The sequence below is a fragment of the Shewanella sp. 10N.286.52.E4 genome (genome assembly GCF_041468785.1).
In the GTDB taxonomy this organism is placed as follows: Bacteria; Pseudomonadota; Gammaproteobacteria; order Enterobacterales; family Shewanellaceae; genus Shewanella; species Shewanella electrodiphila.
In genome coordinates, this window is the sequence record NZ_JBFRJJ010000022.1 from 50,455 (window position 1) to 70,884 (window position 20,430).

16 protein-coding genes are annotated in these 20,430 nt (G+C 38.7%); 5 read left to right on the plus strand and 11 right to left on the minus strand.

Features of this window, described 5'->3' with window-relative positions; translation table 11 throughout:
* Nucleotides 1-56 precede the first annotated feature (56 nt).
* From AB4153_RS11935 to AB4153_RS11955, 5 genes are all read left to right on the plus strand, one after another.
* Nucleotides 57-554 (plus strand): hypothetical protein, encoded by a 498-nt coding sequence (locus tag AB4153_RS11935; protein ID WP_371997576.1) that lies wholly within the window; start codon nt 57-59, stop codon nt 552-554.
* Entirely contained in the window at nt 547-2,142 is a 1,596-nt protein-coding gene (locus AB4153_RS11940; RefSeq protein ID WP_371997578.1) for a hypothetical protein, read from the plus strand. Before AB4153_RS11935 ends, AB4153_RS11940 begins: the two co-directional genes overlap by 8 nt.
* Nucleotides 2,135-5,092, plus strand: coding sequence for a hypothetical protein (locus AB4153_RS11945; protein WP_371997579.1), 2,958 nt, complete (start codon nt 2,135-2,137; stop codon nt 5,090-5,092). The genes AB4153_RS11940 and AB4153_RS11945 overlap by 8 nt, the downstream gene beginning before the upstream one ends.
* A gap of 86 nt (nt 5,093-5,178) precedes the next feature.
* Nucleotides 5,179-6,420 (plus strand): hypothetical protein, encoded by a 1,242-nt coding sequence (locus AB4153_RS11950; RefSeq protein WP_371997580.1) that lies wholly within the window; start codon nt 5,179-5,181, stop codon nt 6,418-6,420.
* 373 nt (nt 6,421-6,793) lie between these two features.
* Nucleotides 6,794-7,972, plus strand: a complete 1,179-nt coding sequence (locus AB4153_RS11955; protein WP_371997581.1) for an Arm DNA-binding domain-containing protein — start codon at nt 6,794-6,796, stop codon at nt 7,970-7,972.
* A gap of 106 nt (nt 7,973-8,078) precedes the next feature.
* Here the strand turns inward: AB4153_RS11955 and galU are convergent, their stop codons facing one another.
* The 11 genes from galU to AB4153_RS12010 form a co-directional block, all read right to left on the minus strand.
* The gene (galU, locus tag AB4153_RS11960; protein ID WP_055023151.1) at nt 8,079-8,957 is read right to left on the minus strand and encodes a UTP--glucose-1-phosphate uridylyltransferase GalU; all 879 of its coding nucleotides are present in this window, start codon (nt 8,955-8,957) and stop codon (nt 8,079-8,081) included.
* Between the two features lie 48 nt (nt 8,958-9,005).
* Nucleotides 9,006-10,937, minus strand: coding sequence for a polysaccharide biosynthesis protein (locus tag AB4153_RS11965; protein ID WP_371997582.1), 1,932 nt, complete (start codon nt 10,935-10,937; stop codon nt 9,006-9,008).
* 307 nt (nt 10,938-11,244) lie between these two features.
* The gene (locus AB4153_RS11970; RefSeq protein WP_371997583.1) at nt 11,245-12,249 is read right to left on the minus strand and encodes an NAD-dependent epimerase; all 1,005 of its coding nucleotides are present in this window, start codon (nt 12,247-12,249) and stop codon (nt 11,245-11,247) included.
* Nucleotides 12,250-12,276: 27 nt separating this feature from the next.
* A complete protein-coding gene (locus AB4153_RS11975; RefSeq protein ID WP_371997584.1) occupies nt 12,277-13,443 on the minus strand; it encodes a nucleotide sugar dehydrogenase in 1,167 nt (388 codons plus the stop codon).
* A 136-nt stretch (nt 13,444-13,579) separates the two neighbouring features.
* The gene (locus AB4153_RS11980) at nt 13,580-14,128 is read right to left on the minus strand and encodes a sugar transferase (protein WP_371997585.1); all 549 of its coding nucleotides are present in this window, start codon (nt 14,126-14,128) and stop codon (nt 13,580-13,582) included.
* 10 nt (nt 14,129-14,138) lie between these two features.
* Nucleotides 14,139-15,092 (minus strand): UDP-glucose 4-epimerase family protein, encoded by a 954-nt coding sequence (locus AB4153_RS11985; protein WP_371997587.1) that lies wholly within the window; start codon nt 15,090-15,092, stop codon nt 14,139-14,141.
* Nucleotides 15,089-15,847 (minus strand): glycosyltransferase family 2 protein, encoded by a 759-nt coding sequence (locus tag AB4153_RS11990; RefSeq protein WP_371997588.1) that lies wholly within the window; start codon nt 15,845-15,847, stop codon nt 15,089-15,091. The genes AB4153_RS11985 and AB4153_RS11990 overlap by 4 nt, the downstream gene beginning before the upstream one ends.
* Nucleotides 15,848-15,951: 104 nt before the next feature.
* Complete coding sequence (locus AB4153_RS11995) at nt 15,952-17,379, minus strand: mannose-1-phosphate guanylyltransferase/mannose-6-phosphate isomerase (protein ID WP_371997590.1); 1,428 nt, start codon at nt 17,377-17,379, stop codon at nt 15,952-15,954.
* 47 nt (nt 17,380-17,426) lie between these two features.
* Nucleotides 17,427-18,839, minus strand: a complete 1,413-nt coding sequence (locus AB4153_RS12000) for a phosphomannomutase (RefSeq protein ID WP_371997592.1) — start codon at nt 18,837-18,839, stop codon at nt 17,427-17,429.
* Between the two features lie 22 nt (nt 18,840-18,861).
* The gene (locus AB4153_RS12005; protein WP_371997593.1) at nt 18,862-19,356 is read right to left on the minus strand and encodes a GDP-mannose mannosyl hydrolase; all 495 of its coding nucleotides are present in this window, start codon (nt 19,354-19,356) and stop codon (nt 18,862-18,864) included.
* A gap of 38 nt (nt 19,357-19,394) precedes the next feature.
* Nucleotides 19,395-20,354 (minus strand): GDP-L-fucose synthase family protein, encoded by a 960-nt coding sequence (locus AB4153_RS12010; RefSeq protein ID WP_371997594.1) that lies wholly within the window; start codon nt 20,352-20,354, stop codon nt 19,395-19,397.
* Nucleotides 20,355-20,430 lie beyond the last annotated feature (76 nt).

The following is a 20,430-nucleotide window of genomic DNA, read 5'->3' on the forward strand; positions in this document are numbered from 1 at the left end:
AACTAAATAAATGCATCTAAAAATAAGGACATAAGATGACTTAGGAGAATATTGTTATGCCAAAGACAAAAAAGTTGCCGCTAAACTCACTTGAATGGCACCAGCATCCAAAGCTCACAACTTTGTTGTCTGGCGATTGCCATCAGCTATCGACGCTTCCCGATCTTCAGTTTATTAGCTTTGCACAACTGCAGAGTATTCTTGATTCCTGCCCAATCCCTGTAGTGAAAAGAGCAAAAGTTGATGCTTATTACTTATTGGCTCCAATGCCCATCTTAAAACAGCTACTTGGTCATCCTGATTCCCATAAACTAACAGCATCATTAAATATTTATAGCGAACCCGAACCGACATTATCCACCCTAGCCTTAATTAAACCCGCATTGTTTTACCAAAAATATAAACGACTTCCTGAGATATTGCATAGCCGACTTGATAAAGCAAAATCAATTAACTTAGTCACTCCAAGTAAAAATCAAATAAGCCAGCTAGCCCAAATATCCCCTTCTGCTTTTCGTAAAATAACCCACTCACAAGGGGGCAGCCATGGGTAAGTCGAGTTCTATCGCCAAAAAAAATCGCCAACGAAACGCCGGTGGAGTGATGCCCGACCCCATCAAAATTGCAACGGCGCTCATAAAGCTTTTTAGCACGTTGAACAATAGAAACTATAAAAAAGTGAACAAAGAAAAGTTTCTCGTCGTTATTATCTATTTATGGCTCACTCAACGGCTAACAAAAGATAAGACCAACGATAAAAATGGTAAACCCGCCGATTTTTTTATCCCTGACTGTATTCGTGTAACAGGCAGTGAAGAGTGCCAAGAACATGCTTTTAGAACGGTCAAAGACGGTAGTCACTCTTGGGCTGAATATGCTCAACCCTACCCCACAAAACAAGGTGAAGTATTTCTCTGGCAACCAATACCTAAAGGGTTAAATGCATTGTTTAGGCCGTTTATTTCAAAACAACGATATAACACGCCTTGGCTATCAAGAAGTGAGATAAATTTAATTATTGAGATACTGACTAAAAAATGGAGAAAATCAACATCTGTCATAGGATTTCCTAGCGCAAGAAAAGACAAATTATTCAATTACTTCACAAATTGCACTCAGGTTGATAATGAGCTTTCAAGCATGAGTAAATATGTCTTGCTACGAGAGCACAAATTGCACCACCGCAACGCCAAAGCGTATCAAGCTGAAGACAGTGATCGGATCCGCTATCGAATATATCAGGCGCACGAACGTTATCTAGAGCATATTTTTACTCAAGTAAGGTTGTTCAATTGGGAAGCGATGCTTTCAATTAAGTCCTCAAATAAAGAACAAAAATCAGAACTCTACTTAATCAATAAACACCGAGGGCAATCATTGCCAGATGAACTCATCGAAGAAGGCAGAATTGCCCAACTGCGTAAAATACAATACCAAGGAGGGACTGAGGAAAGAGCTGATATTCCGATCCAAATAGGCAGTTCAAAAGTACTACAAGAACATGAAGTGACTCATTTTTTTGCTTCATTACATGATGAAATTATTCGCTCTAAGCCTGTTGGTAAAGTTGAATTAAGTCAGCATATTGAGTATTACAACTTATGTACTTACCACCTTGCTTTACTGTTTGTATTTCTCACTGGTGTTCGTCCAACTCATGCGATTTCAATTGAAAAGGAACGTTGTTACAGATTAAGTACCTGTGCCGTCAGTGATAAAGGGCGACTGAGGCAAATCATTTTATGTGATTACTTTAGCCAACAGCTCAGACTCTACCTCAGTTTACAACGCTCATTAAGCACTCACCTTTCCAGCTCATTTAACAGTCCTTATCTATGGTATTTATGTGATCCTAGTGGACAAGCTTGCCCATTAACGGCTAAAAAGTTAAAGCTATTTATGCATGACAGATTAAAAAATAAAACCCCCTACATGCTGAGGCACACTTTTGCTCAATGCGCACTAACCAGTGTTTATCCTATCAGGCTAACAACCAGTCAGATCGACCGATTAATGGGGCATTCAGAATATGGTGAGCACTTTGGAAGTGATCATCTTTTTCCTGCAAACTTAACCACGATAAAGCAGCATTTAAACAGTTTGGCTAGTCGCTTTGACATCAAAGAGGTTTGCTATGTCTAATCGGTTTAATGGCTTAATACCTGCCGACATTATTCACTTTTATCAACGTGGGGGTGGCACTTGCGCAGAAGAGGATGAACTTTTATGGGTTATTGATCATTGGCCTGATAGCATCAGGCCTGCAAGTGAACAATCTGCATACCAACGCGAAGTCACTTCTGATGAAATAAATTACTTAAGAAAAATCATCAAGACAATCCCTACAGGGAGACAAAAAAAGCTTAGAAATGCACTCAATGATCTACTCTGCTATTTAAGCGATGCACTTCACTGGCAAGTACCAACAGAAGTCGTTAGTCAGTTAAAAGATAAAGATTTACAGTGGTTTAATCAGCTCAACCAATTTGCCCATCAAGCAGGTATGCTTCAAGATGGATACGAAGCAATTCGTACTCAATATATTAAAGTACGCCAGGCTGTAAATAGTGAATTTACCGCTTTAGTTATTGGTTTAGAGGTCGCCCCGCTTTCAATTGAGTATCTAGCACATGTTCTCAATGAACCTAGCAGTATCAAACAAGAAGGCACTTCGCTTTACCTTGATATCACTCACTTAGCAAAAAAAAGTAAACTACAGCAAAAACAGCATTTCACCCGCTATCATTTACCTTTGTTTGTATACCGTGTTTTACAGGACTATTACGCAACAACCTTTGCCAATGATAAGCACTCAACTTTAGACCATAAGAACAAAAAAGTAACTGCTAGCCAATTGGTGCGTAAACTTAATCTATATACACCAGTAACGCCTTTTTCGTTACCAGAGCTAAATGCTCAAAAATGGCACCTGCGCCTTCAATCGGTTTGGCTATATAGAGACAATATCGTACCGAGTTTTTTAAAAGACATTCGTGATCCAGAAAGGCATGTTGCGTTTAATAAACCAATCATCAAAACAAAAGAAAAGCATCTTGCCTTAACAGCCATTTATCAAAAGGATTGGAATGAAAATTGGTTTGAAGGGCTCAGCTCAAAAGCCAAAGTTAATCGATGGCCACATAAAACATTACGAAAAACACCGTTAAACAGTTCACAAAAGCCAGCACCAGTCCCAGAGTGGAACCCTCATAACATATTGCCAGCAATGCTTTTTCATTATAAAGCTGATTTAATCAAGTATGGCGGTGTCATTAAAGAAACGTTGTCTGATGACACAATTAATGCATACACCAATATTGAACAAGTTTTTGAAGATAACCCACTACCTTACGAAAAAACACTTGATAGTGACGCATTGCACTTATGGGCGCACACGGTTTATGACAGCTTAAGCAATGAGGGACATCAAAAATATGTTCACTACCTTTTTCGCTTTATGAGTCACCATCCTTTAACCGAGAATTTAGATATTTCAGAGTTTGATCCACCAACATCCACCCCCAGTGTTGACCCTAATTACCTCACATTAGCGGAATTAGACGAAGTCATTAACGCCTTGCTCACGCAAGACACTGGAGAAATGATGCAACGACTGTTCTGCGCAGTAGCCTGCATCATTGGCTACTTTGCAATGTTACGCAGAGGGGAAGTATTACGCCTTAGGATTCAAGATATCTTCTGTTACAGCACAGACAAACAGCAGTTTCATTTTGATATCAGAGAAACCACTGAAGGCAGTACAAAAAATAAAAGTTCCAGAATGGTACATGTCGTGATCCCCGAAGAATACGCTTGCTTAGTCAGGATGCTTATCGACATCAAGCAATCGGCCTCCGTAAATGAACCATTAATTGGGTTTGCAGATGAAAAAATGCATTCTAGGCAGTTACACTATCTACTCCCTATTACCAGAGCAATTAAGGCTGTTGCTGGTGAGGATGTCAGATTTCATCACCTTCGCCACAGTGGCATTTACCTTTTTATGCAACAGGCACTGCATCTCGCTTATGAAATATCACCTAATGAAACCACCGATGAAAGCTATTTACCTCGTTTACTCAGTCCAAGCGCCATAGCAAAGCGATTTCAATATTGGGTAAAAACCAAGCATTTCTCACAATATAATGACAATTTATTACTAAGTGAAATTTGTCAGCAAATTGGGCATAAATACTACTCCACAACCCGTTGGTCTTACCTTCATGGTATTGATTGGCTATACCCTTTTTACCGCTATGGCTTTGGCGAGCGACAACAACGTGAATTTAACCACAATGAGTTAAAGTACTTGCTAAGACTTAGTCCTACATCAAATTACCTATCACGACAACTCAGTCTAATTAATACTGATTATCGGGATAAAATGCCTAGTCAGAAGCAACAAGACGCTATTCTATTGACTGAGGTAACGCTCAAAAATTGGTTATTTAAAGCATCGCAAAAATCAACGTTAAGCATACCTGCAGTTCAAGATTTGCCACCCACTGACTCCTATGACATCGCACGCAATGACTTAGCATCTATTTGGCTTTCAAGCTGCGCCTCATGTCCATCAGGCCATTTTCTAAATGATTTATTAAAGCAAGTACGCTTAGGAGAATTAAATTGGAAAATGTTCAGTCTAATTTGGCAACGTTCAGGAAAGCACACCTATAAGCCATTAACTAAAAAGCAAAAAACAGCATTGTCGCTTCTTCCTGCTTTTGTACTCGATAGCAATAATCAAGCTGAGTTTCCTTTGCACATTATCTTGGCATGTAACAGTAAGAATGCTCAACTGATCACTCGCGTTTTTAGGACTCATCAATGGCACTGGTTATCCCTTGATTTTGAATTAGTCTGCAATCGAAAGACCAACATTCAAAGACAAGAAACGCTGCTTAAAGAACAATTTATGATTAAAGGCGACACCTATCGCTGCATTAAACAATCAACTGGAAATAGTCATTTAATCATTACTTTTAAATTGAAGTTAAACACTAAAAATAAGGCAAAGTCCCAGCCCTCGCTAGACCGAGGTATTTATCAGCATTTACATCAGTTTTTAACAAACTTCCAATCACTTCAGTAGAAGAGGTATTTATGAATGAGCTCGTCATCCCACACACGCTATTTCGCTCTTTTGAAGCGATTAGTAAACAACTGCAAGCCAAAAAAGTGGATTACGGCGTCAGTGTTTTCATTTCACCAAAAGATGCAACGGTAACCTGGGTTGGCGGTAGCAACCCTAACTACTCGCTCATCGTTCAACCTATAGAAAAAGGCCATGGACTTAAACAGGCTAAGTTTTACATTCCAGGTGACTTTTTTAAACACTCACTTAAATCAGTAATTGCGTTCAATAGAAAAAGCACTGGTTCCCTACTTTTGCCACTCATATTTGAATTGGAATACAAGAATGGGAAATACATAAATGCCACTCATGTTGAAATACCCGATATATCGATACCGTCACTCAATCCTATCTATCCATCTTGTCGTAAATTTGACCTGTTAGCTGCTTTTAAAAAGCATGTTGAGTATATTGATACGCTGCCACAACGTGCGGTTGTTGAGTTTTCGATCGCTGATTTAGATAAGCTAGATATGAATGTAAATCCATTAGGCAACTTTGAATATTTACAGCTCGAAACCAACTCACATAACCTACGCTTTCAGCGTGGAGGAAACGTTGGAATAGAAACGTTATCAAGCAATATCCCACTGCCAGTAACTCTAACAATTAATAATGAAACCTATCAACAATTGCGCCATATTTGCCAAGAAACGCAATCACAAACAGTGGCTATTGCGCAAGAAGGTGAATTAATTACCATCCGTAGCCCTGAAAAAACAGTGACACGCTCAATTGCAGGGCTCACTGCATTTATAGAAACACAACAAAACCAATCAACGATTGAAGTCACTCTCATAGCAGATATTCAATCCTTTAAAGGTGAAATCGAATCTCACGCTGATTATAAGAAAGCAAAAAAAGCCGACCAATGTTACTTCTTAATCGACGATAGCAAAATATATATGTCTTCGACAATGAGTGATGACGGCTTATCAAAAGCTGTATATGCCAAATCGATAAAATCCGATCAAACCCGTTTATACCGTTTTCACCCCAAAGAACTAATAAACACTCACATAAATGATCTCACTAGCATGAAGCAAGTTAAAATTTGTATCGTCATCAATAAAAATCATGAACGCTTTTTTGAGTTTTATAGCAGCACAAAAGAAGGAAGCCTGCCCTATGTACAAATTCCTGTAGAAGCCATTGATATAAGTGAAAGCGATATCAAAAAAATCAAAAATGGCTGTGTCACAAAGACTGTCCAGGAAATACTTGAAACAATACGGCAAGAAAATGGATTAGATAAGAACGAACAATTGGAGTTAATGGTTTTTTAGTAATGACGTTATAAAAAACAAATATCAGACAACAAAATACTGGACAAATAAACAGTGTTAGTTATAGTGATAGATGTATTTTTAACCAGCAGTGTTTAAGATAAGTGCTATTGGGAAAAATACGAAATGAAAGATAGGAAGGTAATATTTAAGAAGTAAGAAGTAGGCAGTAATGAGTTAACTTGCGCGTTTTAAAAGCCCTGTTAACCCAAAGAAACTTAAAAAGAAGCAGTTGGGGCAGAGTGGCGGCAACCACTCTACCCCGTACCGGCTGCACTAGCTATTAACCCAACCCAGCCGATGGGCAAATTCTAACGAATTCCATTGGTAAGGGACAGATCTATTTAACGATCTGCAATCAATGGAGGCCACTATGGCTCATATTCGCATACGTCCAAACGGGCGCATTCAGTTCGACATGCATCTTTATGGCTGCCGCTTTCGTGAAGGCACCAAACTGATGGCAACCCCTAAAAACCTCACCAAAGCTAAAGCCATGCTCAAAAAAATGAATGCTGAGATTGATTTAGGCAGCTTTCAATATCGTGACTATTTTCCAAAAAGTAAAAAAGTCGCTAAATTTGAGCAACTGCAACGCGACAAACATCCTGACCGTGAATATCCTTTCTTTGATAATTTTGCCAACCAATGGTTTGAACGCAAAAAAGGCGCTTGGAAAAACAGTTATAAAAGCACCATCCGCAATACACTCGATAAATACCTAATCCCCGAATTCGGTAATACCTTGGTAAATGAAATCACCCTGTCTCAAATAGATTATTTTCGACAAGAATTAATGGAAATAATGAAAGACTGTGATACACGCCAATTATCGAATCGCCGTATTAATTTCTTACTTTGGCCTGTTATTGCCATCATTAGCTTGGCCGCAGAAGAATTTAAATTTGAATATCCCTTAAGACGCTACAAAGCGCTGAAGGAAGAAAAAGCAGAGTCATACCCAATGACGATTGAAGAGGTGCGCAAGTTTTTAGACAAGGTGCCACAAGAGTGGAAGGATTACTTTATTATCCGATTTTGGACTGGTATACGCAGCTGTGAGATACACGGCCTTGAATGGCAGCATATTGATTTTGAACACCGCTTAATTCGTATCCGCCAGAACTGGGTAAATGGTGAAGTGTGTGATGTTAAAACGCCTAAATCACGCCGAGACTTAAAGATGTGCGATACCATCTATGAAGCCTTTAAACGCATTAAAGATTCAAGTGAGGCTGGATATGCCCCCTATTCTGACTTTGTGTTTACCGGAAAATCCGGTGTGCCACTGGATACACATTATGTCAGTAAAGCTTTATGGTACCCCACATTAATCAAAGCAGGACTTAAACGCAGACGCGCTTACGAGACGCGTCACACTGCAGCAGTGCTTCATATCGCAGCCCTTGAGAATCCCTTGTACATATCTCAAATGCTTGGTCACAGCGATACTCGCTTATTGTTTGACGTATATGCCCCTTATGTAGCGAATGCATCACGTACTGATGGAAATGCATTTGATACACTGATGCGAAGTGAAGGCTTTTCTTAAAGGTGTAGACGTTTTAATAAAATCCCCATTTTATAATTTTGTCTCTAAAAGCAAAAAACCAACTCATTGTGAGTTGGTTTTATTGGTAATGCGAAAGTAATCTAATCTAGAGCAATGTTTTAATTACTTTAGCAAAATCATCACCGAGCTTTTTGTCGCGCAGGCCATATTCAACAAAGGCTTTCATGTAACCTAGTTTGTCGCCGCAATCATGTGATTTACCGGTCATATTGAACGCTTCAACAGTATCTTGTTCAATTAGCATATCAATCGCATCTGTTAACTGAATTTCGTCACCCGCGCCCGCTGGTGTTTTAGCTAATAGATTCCAGATTTTTTCTGATAGCACATAACGACCAACAACAGCTAAGTTTGATGGAGCAGTCCCAATGGCAGGCTTTTCAACCATAGCTTTGATTTTAGCTGAATCACCTGGGGCGATTTCATCACCATTACAATCTGCAATACCGTATTTATTCACTTCATTATCTGGTACTGGCGCAACCATAATTTGGCTAGCAAAGCTAGTATGGTAACGTGCCATCATCGCAGCTAAGTTTTCAGTTTTTTGGTTTGCTGTATATTCATCCAAAATAACATCAGGTAGTACCACAGCAAAAGGTTCATTACCGATACAAGGTTTAGCACACAACACTGCATGCCCTAGGCCTTTAGCCTCACCTTGACGCACATGCATGATGGTTACATCTTTAGGGCAGATAGACTGAACTTCTTCTAAAAGCTGACGTTTAACTCGTTTTTCAAGCGTTGATTCAAGCTCGTAAGATTTATCAAAGTGGTTTTCAATGGCATTTTTACTGGCATGGGTAACCAGTACAATTTCTTTAACACCAGCAGCTACACACTCATTAACGATATATTGAATAAGCGGCTTGTCAACGATAGGAAGCATTTCTTTTGGAATCGCTTTAGTTGCAGGAAGCATACGTGTGCCAAGGCCTGCAACGGGAATAACAACTTTCATGAAAAACCTTATTTAATTAGGTGACTGAAAAATAATGATAAAAATATACTAGACTAAATTAACCACATTTTGAACAGCTGGTTTGTTTTTTTCTGTTTGCTGATAAAGCAAATCACAAATACCATCCGTTGGCGCAAAACCTGTTGGCGTGGTTAATAAAATGTCTCGTATTGTGGCATGGTCAAAAGCATGACAAGCGGTATCTAAACGCTCAAGAATTTTCGAATACTCTGCCCATGACAAATGAACCTCATTGGCTGTCATAATTCTTTCGTGCTCAGTACCCGTGACATCATCACCAATTAGTAACTCTTCATAGAGTTTTTCACCTGGGCGTAATCCACTATATTCAATCGCGATTTCACCTTCAGGGTTTAATTCATCACGGACATCAAAACCACTTAATCGGATCATTTTACTGGCTAAATCGACAATTTTGACTGATTTACCCATATCCAATACAAACACATCACCGCCTTTACCCATAGCGCCAGCCTGAATAACCAATTGCGATGCTTCAGGAATGGTCATAAAGAAACGGGTGATTTCTGGGTGAGTTACAGTTACTGGCCCGCCATTAGCAATTTGCGTTCTAAATAGCGGTACTACAGAGCCTGATGAGCCTAAAACATTACCAAATCGCACCATACAAAAGCGAGTTTGATGATCCTCTTTTGAAAAAGCTTGTAACACAAGCTCTGCCATACGCTTGGTTGTGCCCATAACGTTAGTTGGTCGTACCGCTTTATCTGTTGAAACTAAAACAAAGGTTTCAACTTTTGCAGCAATAGCCGCTCTGGCTGTATACAGTGTGCCAAAAACGTTATTGCGTACACCTTCAACAACATTGTGCTCAACCAGTGGCACATGCTTATAAGCTGCGGCGTGGTATACAGTCTGAACGCCAAAAGATTCCATAATCGCTTGAACACGATTTTCACGCTGAACCGACCCCATCATTGGCAAAATGCGCACATTAAGCCCAAGCTCTTTTGCAGTAGCAGATAGCTCTCTTTCAATGGCATAAAGCGAATATTCAGACAGTTCGAATAACACTAATTTTTTTGGTGATTTTTTTAAAATTTGACGACATAATTCTGAGCCGATAGAGCCGCCAGCACCAGTCACCATAACCACTTTATCGGTAATATTGGCAGTTAATAAATCTTGTCTAGGCGCGACCGAATCACGCCCTAATAAATCATCAATTTCAACTTCTTTAATATCACTATAAAGTTTATTACCACTTACCAGATCGGCCATTGCAGGAATGGTTAACACCTGAGTAGATAGCGACTCTAAACGATTAAGAATGTCTTTACGTTTGGCTCTGGTTGCACTGGGTATTGCAAGCAACACTTTGGTTGCTGCTTTTTGAGTGATGAGTTTACGTATGATTGAGGGTGAATGAACGTGAACACCTTGGATTACACTGCCATGTAGCGCTTCATCATCATCGACGAAAGCGTAAGGATAATATTCATGGCTAAGCACTAAAGAGTTCAGTAATTGACGACCACTGACCCCTGCACCATAAATAATCACTGGCTCACCGTGACGTTTAATACCTGAGCCAACTAAAGAACGAACAAGTGCACGCGTTCCCCCTACAAACACCAAAGCGAACATGGCATATATGATAGGAACAGTGCGAGGCAGATGCGCTTCAGTAAAATAAGAGACGAACACTAAAGTGACAGTTGACGCGACAATACCAAGTAAAATAGCCGTTATTGCTTGTAAGCTCATATAACGCAATACCGCGCGGTACAAACCAAGCTTGGCGAACGCTAAAATGCTGAAAGGAATACTTGTAGCAACCAAAGCCCAGTAATGCCCATTAAGCAACACACCGACATCATCAACTCTGACTAATAACGCAGCCCAAAAGGCAAAGCTTAGAAAAACAGTGTCAATTGCGATACTCACTAAACGTTTTTGACTACGCTCTAAACGAAACAACTTTTGCAAAAAATCCATTTTCCGCTCCATCAACTTAAAAATCATAGTGTATTACTTCTTTAAATACGAACGCCTCACCACTATACCATTTACAGGGTAATATGAGTAATGCGTACAACTAGCTTAGGATATTATATGTGAGAGCATGAAAGAACACGAAGAAAAATCTTAACTTGTGCACTACTCTGGAATTGTAGGAATAAATGTGAACAAAAAACCGATGAGACACATTTTTATCGACTTTTTTGATAATGAGACAGAAAAAATTAGCGCTAGTTTAAGTAAATCAATACTCTAGCGCTAAAATCATAATAGATAGATATAACTATTTGTTATAAAAGTCGCGGTACCATTTTACAAACTCAGCAACACCTTCTTTTACACCAACTCTAGGTTTATAACCCGTAGCTTCAAATAAATCAGCTACATCAGCATAAGTTTGATACACATCACCAGGCTGCATCTCTCTAAAGTTTTTCTTGGCTTCAATACCCAATTCATCCTCAATAGCTTTGACAAAGCCCATTAAGTTAATCGGCGAACCATGGCCTATGTTATAAACTGAATATGGAGCAGAGCTGGTCGCTGGTGAACCATTTTCAACAGTCCAAGATTTATCCCGACTTGGTATTACATCAGCAATACGAACCACACCTTCAACGATGTCATCGACGTGAGTAAAATCACGCCACATGTCACCATTATTATTGATGTCAATAATTTCGCCATCAAGGGTCTTTTTAGTAAAGATAAACGGGGCCATATCAGGTCGTCCCCAACTACCGTATACGGTAAAGAAACGTAAACCGGTTGTAGGTATATCGTAGAGATGAGAATAGCTATGTGCCATTAACTCATTAGACTTTTTAGTAGCAGCATAAAGCGAAACAGGATGATCAACGCTATCTGACGTAGAAAACGGTGTTTTACTATTCAGGCCATATACCGAACTAGATGAAGCATAAACGAGATGTTGGACATTTGTGTTTCGGCAGCCTTCTAAAATATTCAAATGCCCAACTAAATTCGAATCAGCATAGGCATGAGGATTCTCAATCGAATACCTCACACCTGCTTGTGCCGCTAAATGAATGACGCGATCAAACTTCTCCGTTTCGAATAAGTGTTTAACGGCATCTCTATCAGCAATATCCAGCTTGATTAAGAGGAATTTTTCATTTTCAATACGCTTTAAACGCGCAAGTTTTAAATTAACATCATAGTAATCATTAATATTATCAACACCAATAATTTCATGACCAGCTGAGGTTAACTTTTCAACTACAGCACTACCTATAAAACCTGCAGCGCCAGTGACTAAGTATTTCATAAACTTCTCATTGCTTTTTTCAAGCTACTAATCTGAACCAAAAAGATCACGGGTATACACTTTAGTGCTTACATCGCGTATTTCATCAACCATTCGGTTTGATACAATCACGTCACAAGACGATTTAAATTCTTCCAAACTTTTAATTACTTTTGAATGGAAGAATTCATCTTGATCTAACACTGGTTCATACACTACAACTTCAATTCCCTTAGCTTTTAAGCGCTTCATAATACCTTGGATACTAGATGCTCGGAAATTATCAGAACCTGACTTCATGATCAAACGATAAATACCAACACGATTTGGATTACGTTTTAGGATACTGCTAGCAATAAAGTCTTTCCGAGTTGTATTAGCATCTACAATTGCACCAATAATACTGTTTGGAACATCTGCATAGTTAGCACGCAGTTGCTTAGTATCTTTAGGTAAGCAATAGCCACCATAACCAAATGAAGGGTTATTGTAATGGGAGCCTATTCGTGGATCTAAACCGACACCTTCAATTATTTGGCGAGCATCTAAATCGTGACTCTCGGCATAGGTATCTAGCTCATTAAAATATGAAACACGAAGGGCGAGATATGTATTCGAAAATAACTTTACAGCTTCCGCTTCTGTAGAATCAGTAAACAGAACATCGATATTTTCTTTTGCTGCACCTTCAACTAAAAGATTAGCAAATACTTCAGCTCTTTCACTCCGTTCACCAACAATAATGCGTGATGGATGTAAATTGTCGAACAGAGCTCTGCCTTCACGTAAAAATTCAGGAGAAAACATTAAATTATCACACCCAAGTTGTTCTTTAATACGTGCAGTATAACCAACAGGTACAGTGGACTTAATCACCATCACAGCAGTGGGATTAATTGCCATCACATCTTTTATTACCGCTTCTACAGATGATGTATTAAAATAATTTGTTTCAGCATCATAATCTGTTGGTGTTGCAATTATCACATATTCAGCATCCATATAGGCTAGCTTCTTGTCTAACGTTGCAACAAATGACAACTTTCCATTAGTTAGAAACTCTGTAATCTCATCATCAACAATCGGAGAAATACGATTATTAAGCATGTTGACTTTTTCTTCGATAATATCAATAGCAAAAACATCATTATTTTGAGAAAGTAACATCGCGTTAGATAGACCAACATAACCTGTACCGGCAATAGCAATTTTCATACTTACATCCATAATTTTCTAAAACTCAACAACTGTCGAATATACTTTAATTAGACACACTTAAAACAAAAACAAACTGCGGATCAATTAGACATCAATCACGCTAAATAAATATTTTATAAGAGAATAATCATTATTATCTTACCGCATCTCCACTACCACTCCCTGTGACCGTCATTATGATGTACTTGAAGTAATTCTTAATATTCAAGGCATCAATCATCTGTTTATCAGTTTTTGCTAATAACTCTGGCGTTGACATGTCAATATTTTGCACTTGAGCTAAACCAGTCACACCAGGTAAGGCATCATAAATGCCTAATGCATCGCGCTCTTTGATTAACTCTTCTTGATTAAATAAATTAGGACGCGGCCCGACTAAACTCATTTCGCCTTTTAGTACGTTAATCAACTGTGGTAGTTCATCAATTTTAGTTTTACGTAAAAAACTACCTAGCGGAGTGATTGAAGCATTGGTCATTAAATGACTGGCCACTGACTTGGTATTAACAGACATGGTACGAAACTTAATTAAACTAAAAGCCTTTTTATTTTTCCCCACACGAGTTTGAATAAAAATTGGAGCTCCCGTATCAAACAGGCCTATGATAGTAACAACAAGCAGGACTGGCCATAAAATCAACAAGCCAAAGAATGCAGCAAAAAAATCTAAAAGACGGATCATATTAAATACTCTATTTATGTTTATTGAGAAGAAAATAATCTGCAGTTTCCTTAAAGCCTTGTTCAATTGTTTGTGGTGGTGACCAACCTAGTGTTTCCTTTGTATGCGTAATATCTACTTGTAACGAACCCAACAAACGATCAATCACATCAATCTTGCCTGTCAACTTGCCACCCCAACGAAAACACCATAAAGGAACAGGCAGCAATCTATTAGTCTTACCTAATGCTTTTGACATATTATTCACCATTGTGGCTGTTGAAACATCATTATCGTCAGATACCAAGAAAACCTGATTGACTGCCTTTGAATGAACAATACAAGTTACAATAAGATCTACTAAATTATTAACAGATACCAAACTACGTTTATTCTCAGTAATACAGCCAAACGGAAGCGGAACACCTTTTGAGACAAGCTTCAGTAGTGAGGCAAAATTTGCTTTGACACCTGGCCCATAAACAAGAGTTGGACGGATAATCACAACCTCTAAACCAGATTCTGCACCAAACTGCAATAATTGTTCTTCTGCTTCTGATTTAGATTGACCGTAAAAATCTTTTGGCCTCCTAGTATCACTTGATCTAAAAGGATGACCAATTTGGGTAGATTCACCATTCACTTTAATTGAACTGACAAAAATAAAACGCTTAACACCAGCATCTAATGCCTGTCGTGCAAGGTTCATCGTTCCTGCTGTGTTAACTTCTCGATATACATTTAGAGGATCAGCCGACTCATCATTCATAACATGTACACGAGCAGCGCAATGTAATACCACATCAATTTCTGAAAATTTAAAGCCAAAGTCAGAGTTACCAGAGATACAATTGATTATACTTTTATGCTTAGAGCCAATCTTATTCCGTTGTAATAAAGTTACATTATACTCTACAATGTCATCTAACTTATTAAGAATGGCACTCCCAATAAAACCAGTAGCACCTGTTAATAAGATATTCAATATCTTCTTCCTATTAGAAACTTAAGTAAACTCGAAAAGTACCATCTAAAATGCTGAGAAAACACCTTCCTATTTTTAAAAGCACCATAATGTTGGGCTCTAACTGTTTTAATGAATGACACTTTCTCAGATTGTTCAACATTTGCCCGGTAACATATATCTACATCTTCATAATACATAAAATATTTTTTATCAAAACCAGATAGAGCTCTAAACAATTCAACTTTAAAAATTAAAAAAGCACCACTTGCCCATTCAACTTGAGACCACTCGCTTAAACTGTTTTTGTCATACACATTCGTAACTGGTTTATTTATCAGCATATTTAATAAACTAGACCATTTGGGGAAATAACGCAGTGAATTATCAGGGATTAGATATTGAACATCTTTATAAAGGTCAATCGTATGAAGTTTAAATTTACTAGAACCTAGTTTACCCATTAACGTTAAAAACTCTAACTTATCAATGAAAACATCTGGATTAATAATTAAGAACCAGTCATTGTCAGACATTCCAAGTTTAAAACAATATTCAAACACTGAATTGTTATTTTCACCAAACCCAAGCTCATGCTCATCGACAAGGTAATCGAGTCCATTAAAATCACAATAACAAGCTAAACGTTCAACCTTTAAATTATCCTTAATAACAACATGCACGTTGTTAATCTTAGATATTTTTATTAGTTCCGCGTTATTAACCAACAAATCTTCATGACCATGACTAACGATCGAAATAAAAAATTTACTCATACTTAACAGTTCTCAGAACAGTAAAAAGACCAACCAACACTACCAAACATATAAACTATACATGTCTAAAAAATATTATAACCACCTGCATGGCAGCTTCACCATTAATCATTTACGCGACCATATTTATCCTCAAACCGAACAATATCATCTTCACCTAAATAACCACCCGTTTGAACTTCAATAATTTCTAAATTAATTTTACCTGGATTCGCCATGCAATGAGTTGCGGTAATTGGGATATATGCAGATTCATTTTCTGAATAAAGCTTACCTTTTCCATCAATGGTAATAAGCGCCGTACCTTTAACAACAATCCAATGTTCAGCACGATGATGATGCATCTGAATTGAGACCTTCTCACCAGGTTTAACAGTAATTCGTTTTACTTGAAAACGGTCACCTTTATCTATAGAGTCGTACTTACCCCATGGGCGATATACTTCACGAGCTAGTTTATGCTCAGTTCGACCATCAGCTTTAATTTGGTTAACAATCTGCTTAACGTCTTGAACACTGTCTTTACGCGCAACGAGTAACGCATCTTTGGTATCGATAACAACCAAGTCATCCACACCAAGTAGTGAGACCAGTTTGTATCCTGAGTGAATATGGTTGTTATTAGCCTGTTTAACCATCACATCACCATGGGCAACGTTACCATTCTCGTCTTTTTTTGACACTTCCCACAATGATGACCATGAACCAACATCACTCCAACCTGCATCTAGCGGAATAACTGAAATACAGCCAGGTTCATTTCTTGATAATGGCTCCATCACCGCATAATCTACAGATTCGTCAGGGCAAGCAGCAAACGCTTCATTGTTGAGTCGAATAAAGTCGAAGTCTAATCTCGGGTTTGCAATGGATGCTTGGCAAGCTATTAGCATATCAGGCTGGTACTTACCCAATAATTCTAGGTAACGGCTAGCTTTGACCATGAACATGCCACTGTTCCAGTAATAGTCACCACTATTTACATAAGTTTCTGCGGTTGCCAAATCTGGTTTTTCAACGAACTGTTCAACTGCGTAACCGTGCTGTTGTTTAGTACCTGCATGTATATAACCATAACCAGTTTCAGGTGCAGTAGGTACAATACCAAATGTTGCTACGCCGCCACTTTCTGAGACTTTTTTTGCCTCTGTGATAGCTTTGACAAATGCATCATTATTTTGAATAACATGATCTGCGGCCAATATCAATAAATTTGCATTTTCATCTATTATTTGTGCTTGAAAAGCGGCAAGGGCAATCGCTGGGGCAGTATTGCGACCAAATGGTTCTAAAATAATGCCGCTGTTGTCCATACCTAACGCACGAATTTGTTCTGCGGCAATAAAACGATGTTCTTCATTACAAATTAACATTGGCGCAGCAGTTTTCACACCAATTAAGCGCAACAACGTGCTTTGAAGCATGGTCTCAGTGTCGCTTACTAGCGATAAAAACTGTTTTGGGTACATGCTGCGTGATAATGGCCACATGCGTGTGCCATTACCGCCAGCCATAATAACGGGAATAATCACTTTAAAACCTCTTTAAAATCTATTTATATTGGAATACTGCTTTGTATTTATTTGATTATGTTATTAAGTACTTGAGCCACTAACTGTTGTGCCACTTCTAGTCTACTCGATTCCGCATAACAACGAAGCTCTGGCGCATTACCAGATGGGCGTAGATGTAAAACATCATCATTACTTAGCGTAATACGTAGCCCATCCGTCACATCTATTGATACTATGGATTCATTTATGCCTAACTTAGTTAATAAAACCTGTGGTTGCTCCGCTGCTTCAGATAAGATTTTTTGGCTTGTTTCAGTTGCAAAGTTTTGTCTACGGTCACTATAAGTAAAACGCTTTGGTAACTTATCCACTAATTGTGTAATTGTAGTATTTTGTGCAGCACTTAATAACATGAAAAATGGCAGTAATGCATCACGGGTTGGTAAGGCTTTCAAAGTACTACCAGCCACTTTTACATCACTGCCTAGCAAGAAGCCGCCATTAGCTTCAAAACCCGCTACGCCATCAAACTGAGTAGTCAACTTTTCAAACTCAGCTATCACATAAGGAGATCCAATTCTTGTTCGAGTCACTTGTTTGAATGCTGCGCTTTTTTCAATCGCTGTATTACAGCTTACCGGTACAGCCAATGCATCAATCTTTAATGCATTTGCACATAATAACCCTAAAATATCGCCACGCAGCCAATTACCATACTCATCAGCCACTAATGGACGATCACCATCGCCATCTGTCGAAAAAATAGCATCAAACCCGTATTGTTTTGACCATGCTTTTGCTTTCGCGACATCTTCAATTGATACGGCTTCAGTATCGATAGGCACAAACTCATCACTGCGCTCTAGCGCAATAACTTCAGCACCTAAACTCAAAAACAAATCCGCATATAAATCACGACCAGCACTTGAATGCTCGTAGATGCCAATTTTTTTCCCCGTAAGCAAGTTAGCATCAAATAACGAAGTATAACGCTCTACGTAGCTTTTTTTTGCGTACTCATTTGCCTCTAAAACTGGGAGTTCGGTAATCGATTTAAATACTGCTGGCGACTCGACAATAGCCACTTCATCAGCTTTCGTGATCTCGCCATCAGGGCGATAAAACTTCAATCCATTACGGTCAAAAGGAATATGACTGCCCGTTACCATAATGCATGGGATATCATCTTCCATGGCACGATAAGCAAGTGCAGGTGTAGGGATGACACCGTAATAAACTGGAGTGAGTCCAAGTTGCTTAATAGCAGCAATACAAGCCCTTGCCATTGAAGGGCTACTTGGACGATTATCAATGGCAATAGCAACACTACCAAAAGTAAATTGTGATTGAATACCTGTAATAAATGCATGCACAAAAGCTGCACATACATCGTTAGAAAACTGAGTTACCAGTCCACGCGCACCACTAGTGCCAAACTTTACACCCGATGAAGCTAATACATCTTTGCTAAGTAGCATCATGCATCCTAGAGTTGATTGATTATAGGGTTAGACTGGACGAAGACAAGAAGTATGCCTTCGTATTATCATGTACGTTATTCGAAGTAAGAAGCGTTTTTACGTCCCACCACCGATAACCGTTATGCTGCTCTTCTGGCAAATTCGATAAATCACCATTAAACGTTATTAGGTAAGCCAAAACCACATAATGAGTGGTAAAGTCTTCACCTGATAAGTTGTCACTATATAAATGCTCATAAGGGCCTAAGAAGGTGGAATTACTTAAGCTATAGGCTTTACCAATCTCAACCTGTGTTAAACGAGAGAATGCATTATTGAAGGTTTCATCTTTAACAATACGACCACCGGGCACGAACCAATAACCTTGCGCTGGACGGTTGTTACGTTTTCCAAGTAAGACTTGCCCTGCATTATTCTTAATGATTAAATCGATAGATACAAGTGGCGTATTTTGAACGACTTGTTTAAAGACGTCTAGCGGTAAATGTGACATATCGGCCTTATAAGTACCCATCGGCTAACACCGACTGGGTACATATACTTAATTCCTCGTTACTTACGAAAATTATCTTGATTAGCTAAGAACCATTCATAAGTAGACACTAAACCATCTTTTAACGATACTGAATGACTCCAGCCTAACGCCTTTAAACGGTCTACGTTCATGAGTTTACGAGGGGCACCATCTGGTTTAGTGACATCAAATTCAATCTCGCCTGTAAAGCCGACAACATTAGCCACGGTTTCAACTAACTCACGAATCGTACAATCAACGCCGGTTCCAACATTAATATGACTTAACATAGGTTCTGTATTCGCTTCATAGATTGCTTGGTCTAAGTTCATTACATAAATAGAGGCTGCAGCCATATCATCAACATGCAAGAATTCACGCATCGGTTTGCCCGTTCCCCAAGCAATAACTTTAGGTTGATTAGTTAGTTTTGCTTCATGGAAGCGGCGAATAAGCGCGGGTATTACATGCGAATTTTGTGGATGAAAATTATCATTTTCACCATATAAGTTAGTGGGCATCACAGAGCGATAATTACGGCCATACTGACGATTAAAAGACTCGCACATCTTAATACCGGCAATCTTTGCTATCGCGTAGGGCTCATTGGTTTCTTCCAATGTACCAGTTAACAATGCTGTTTCCGTCATAGGCTGCTCAGCAAGTTTTGGGTAAATACAAGATGAGCCTAAAAACAACAAGTCCTGTACATCATTAGCATGAGCTGCATGAATAATATTATTTTGAATTGTCAGGTTCTCATATATAAACTCAGCAGGGTAAGTATTGTTCGCAACAATCCCGCCTACTTTTGCGGCGGCTAAGTAAACCTGATCAATTTTTTCGATTTCAAAAAAATCTCGAACTGCTTGCTGATTAGTTAAATCCAACTCTGAACGGCTACGAACAACAACTACAACATCCGCTTTCGTTTCTAATTGGCGAACAATCGCAGTACCCACCATTCCACGATGCCCCGCAACAAAAACTTTCTTCATCGTCTAAACCTTTTTATTTACAACCGGGTAACAACCACCGAAAACATAGAGACTACGTATCAAATCAAAACATTGT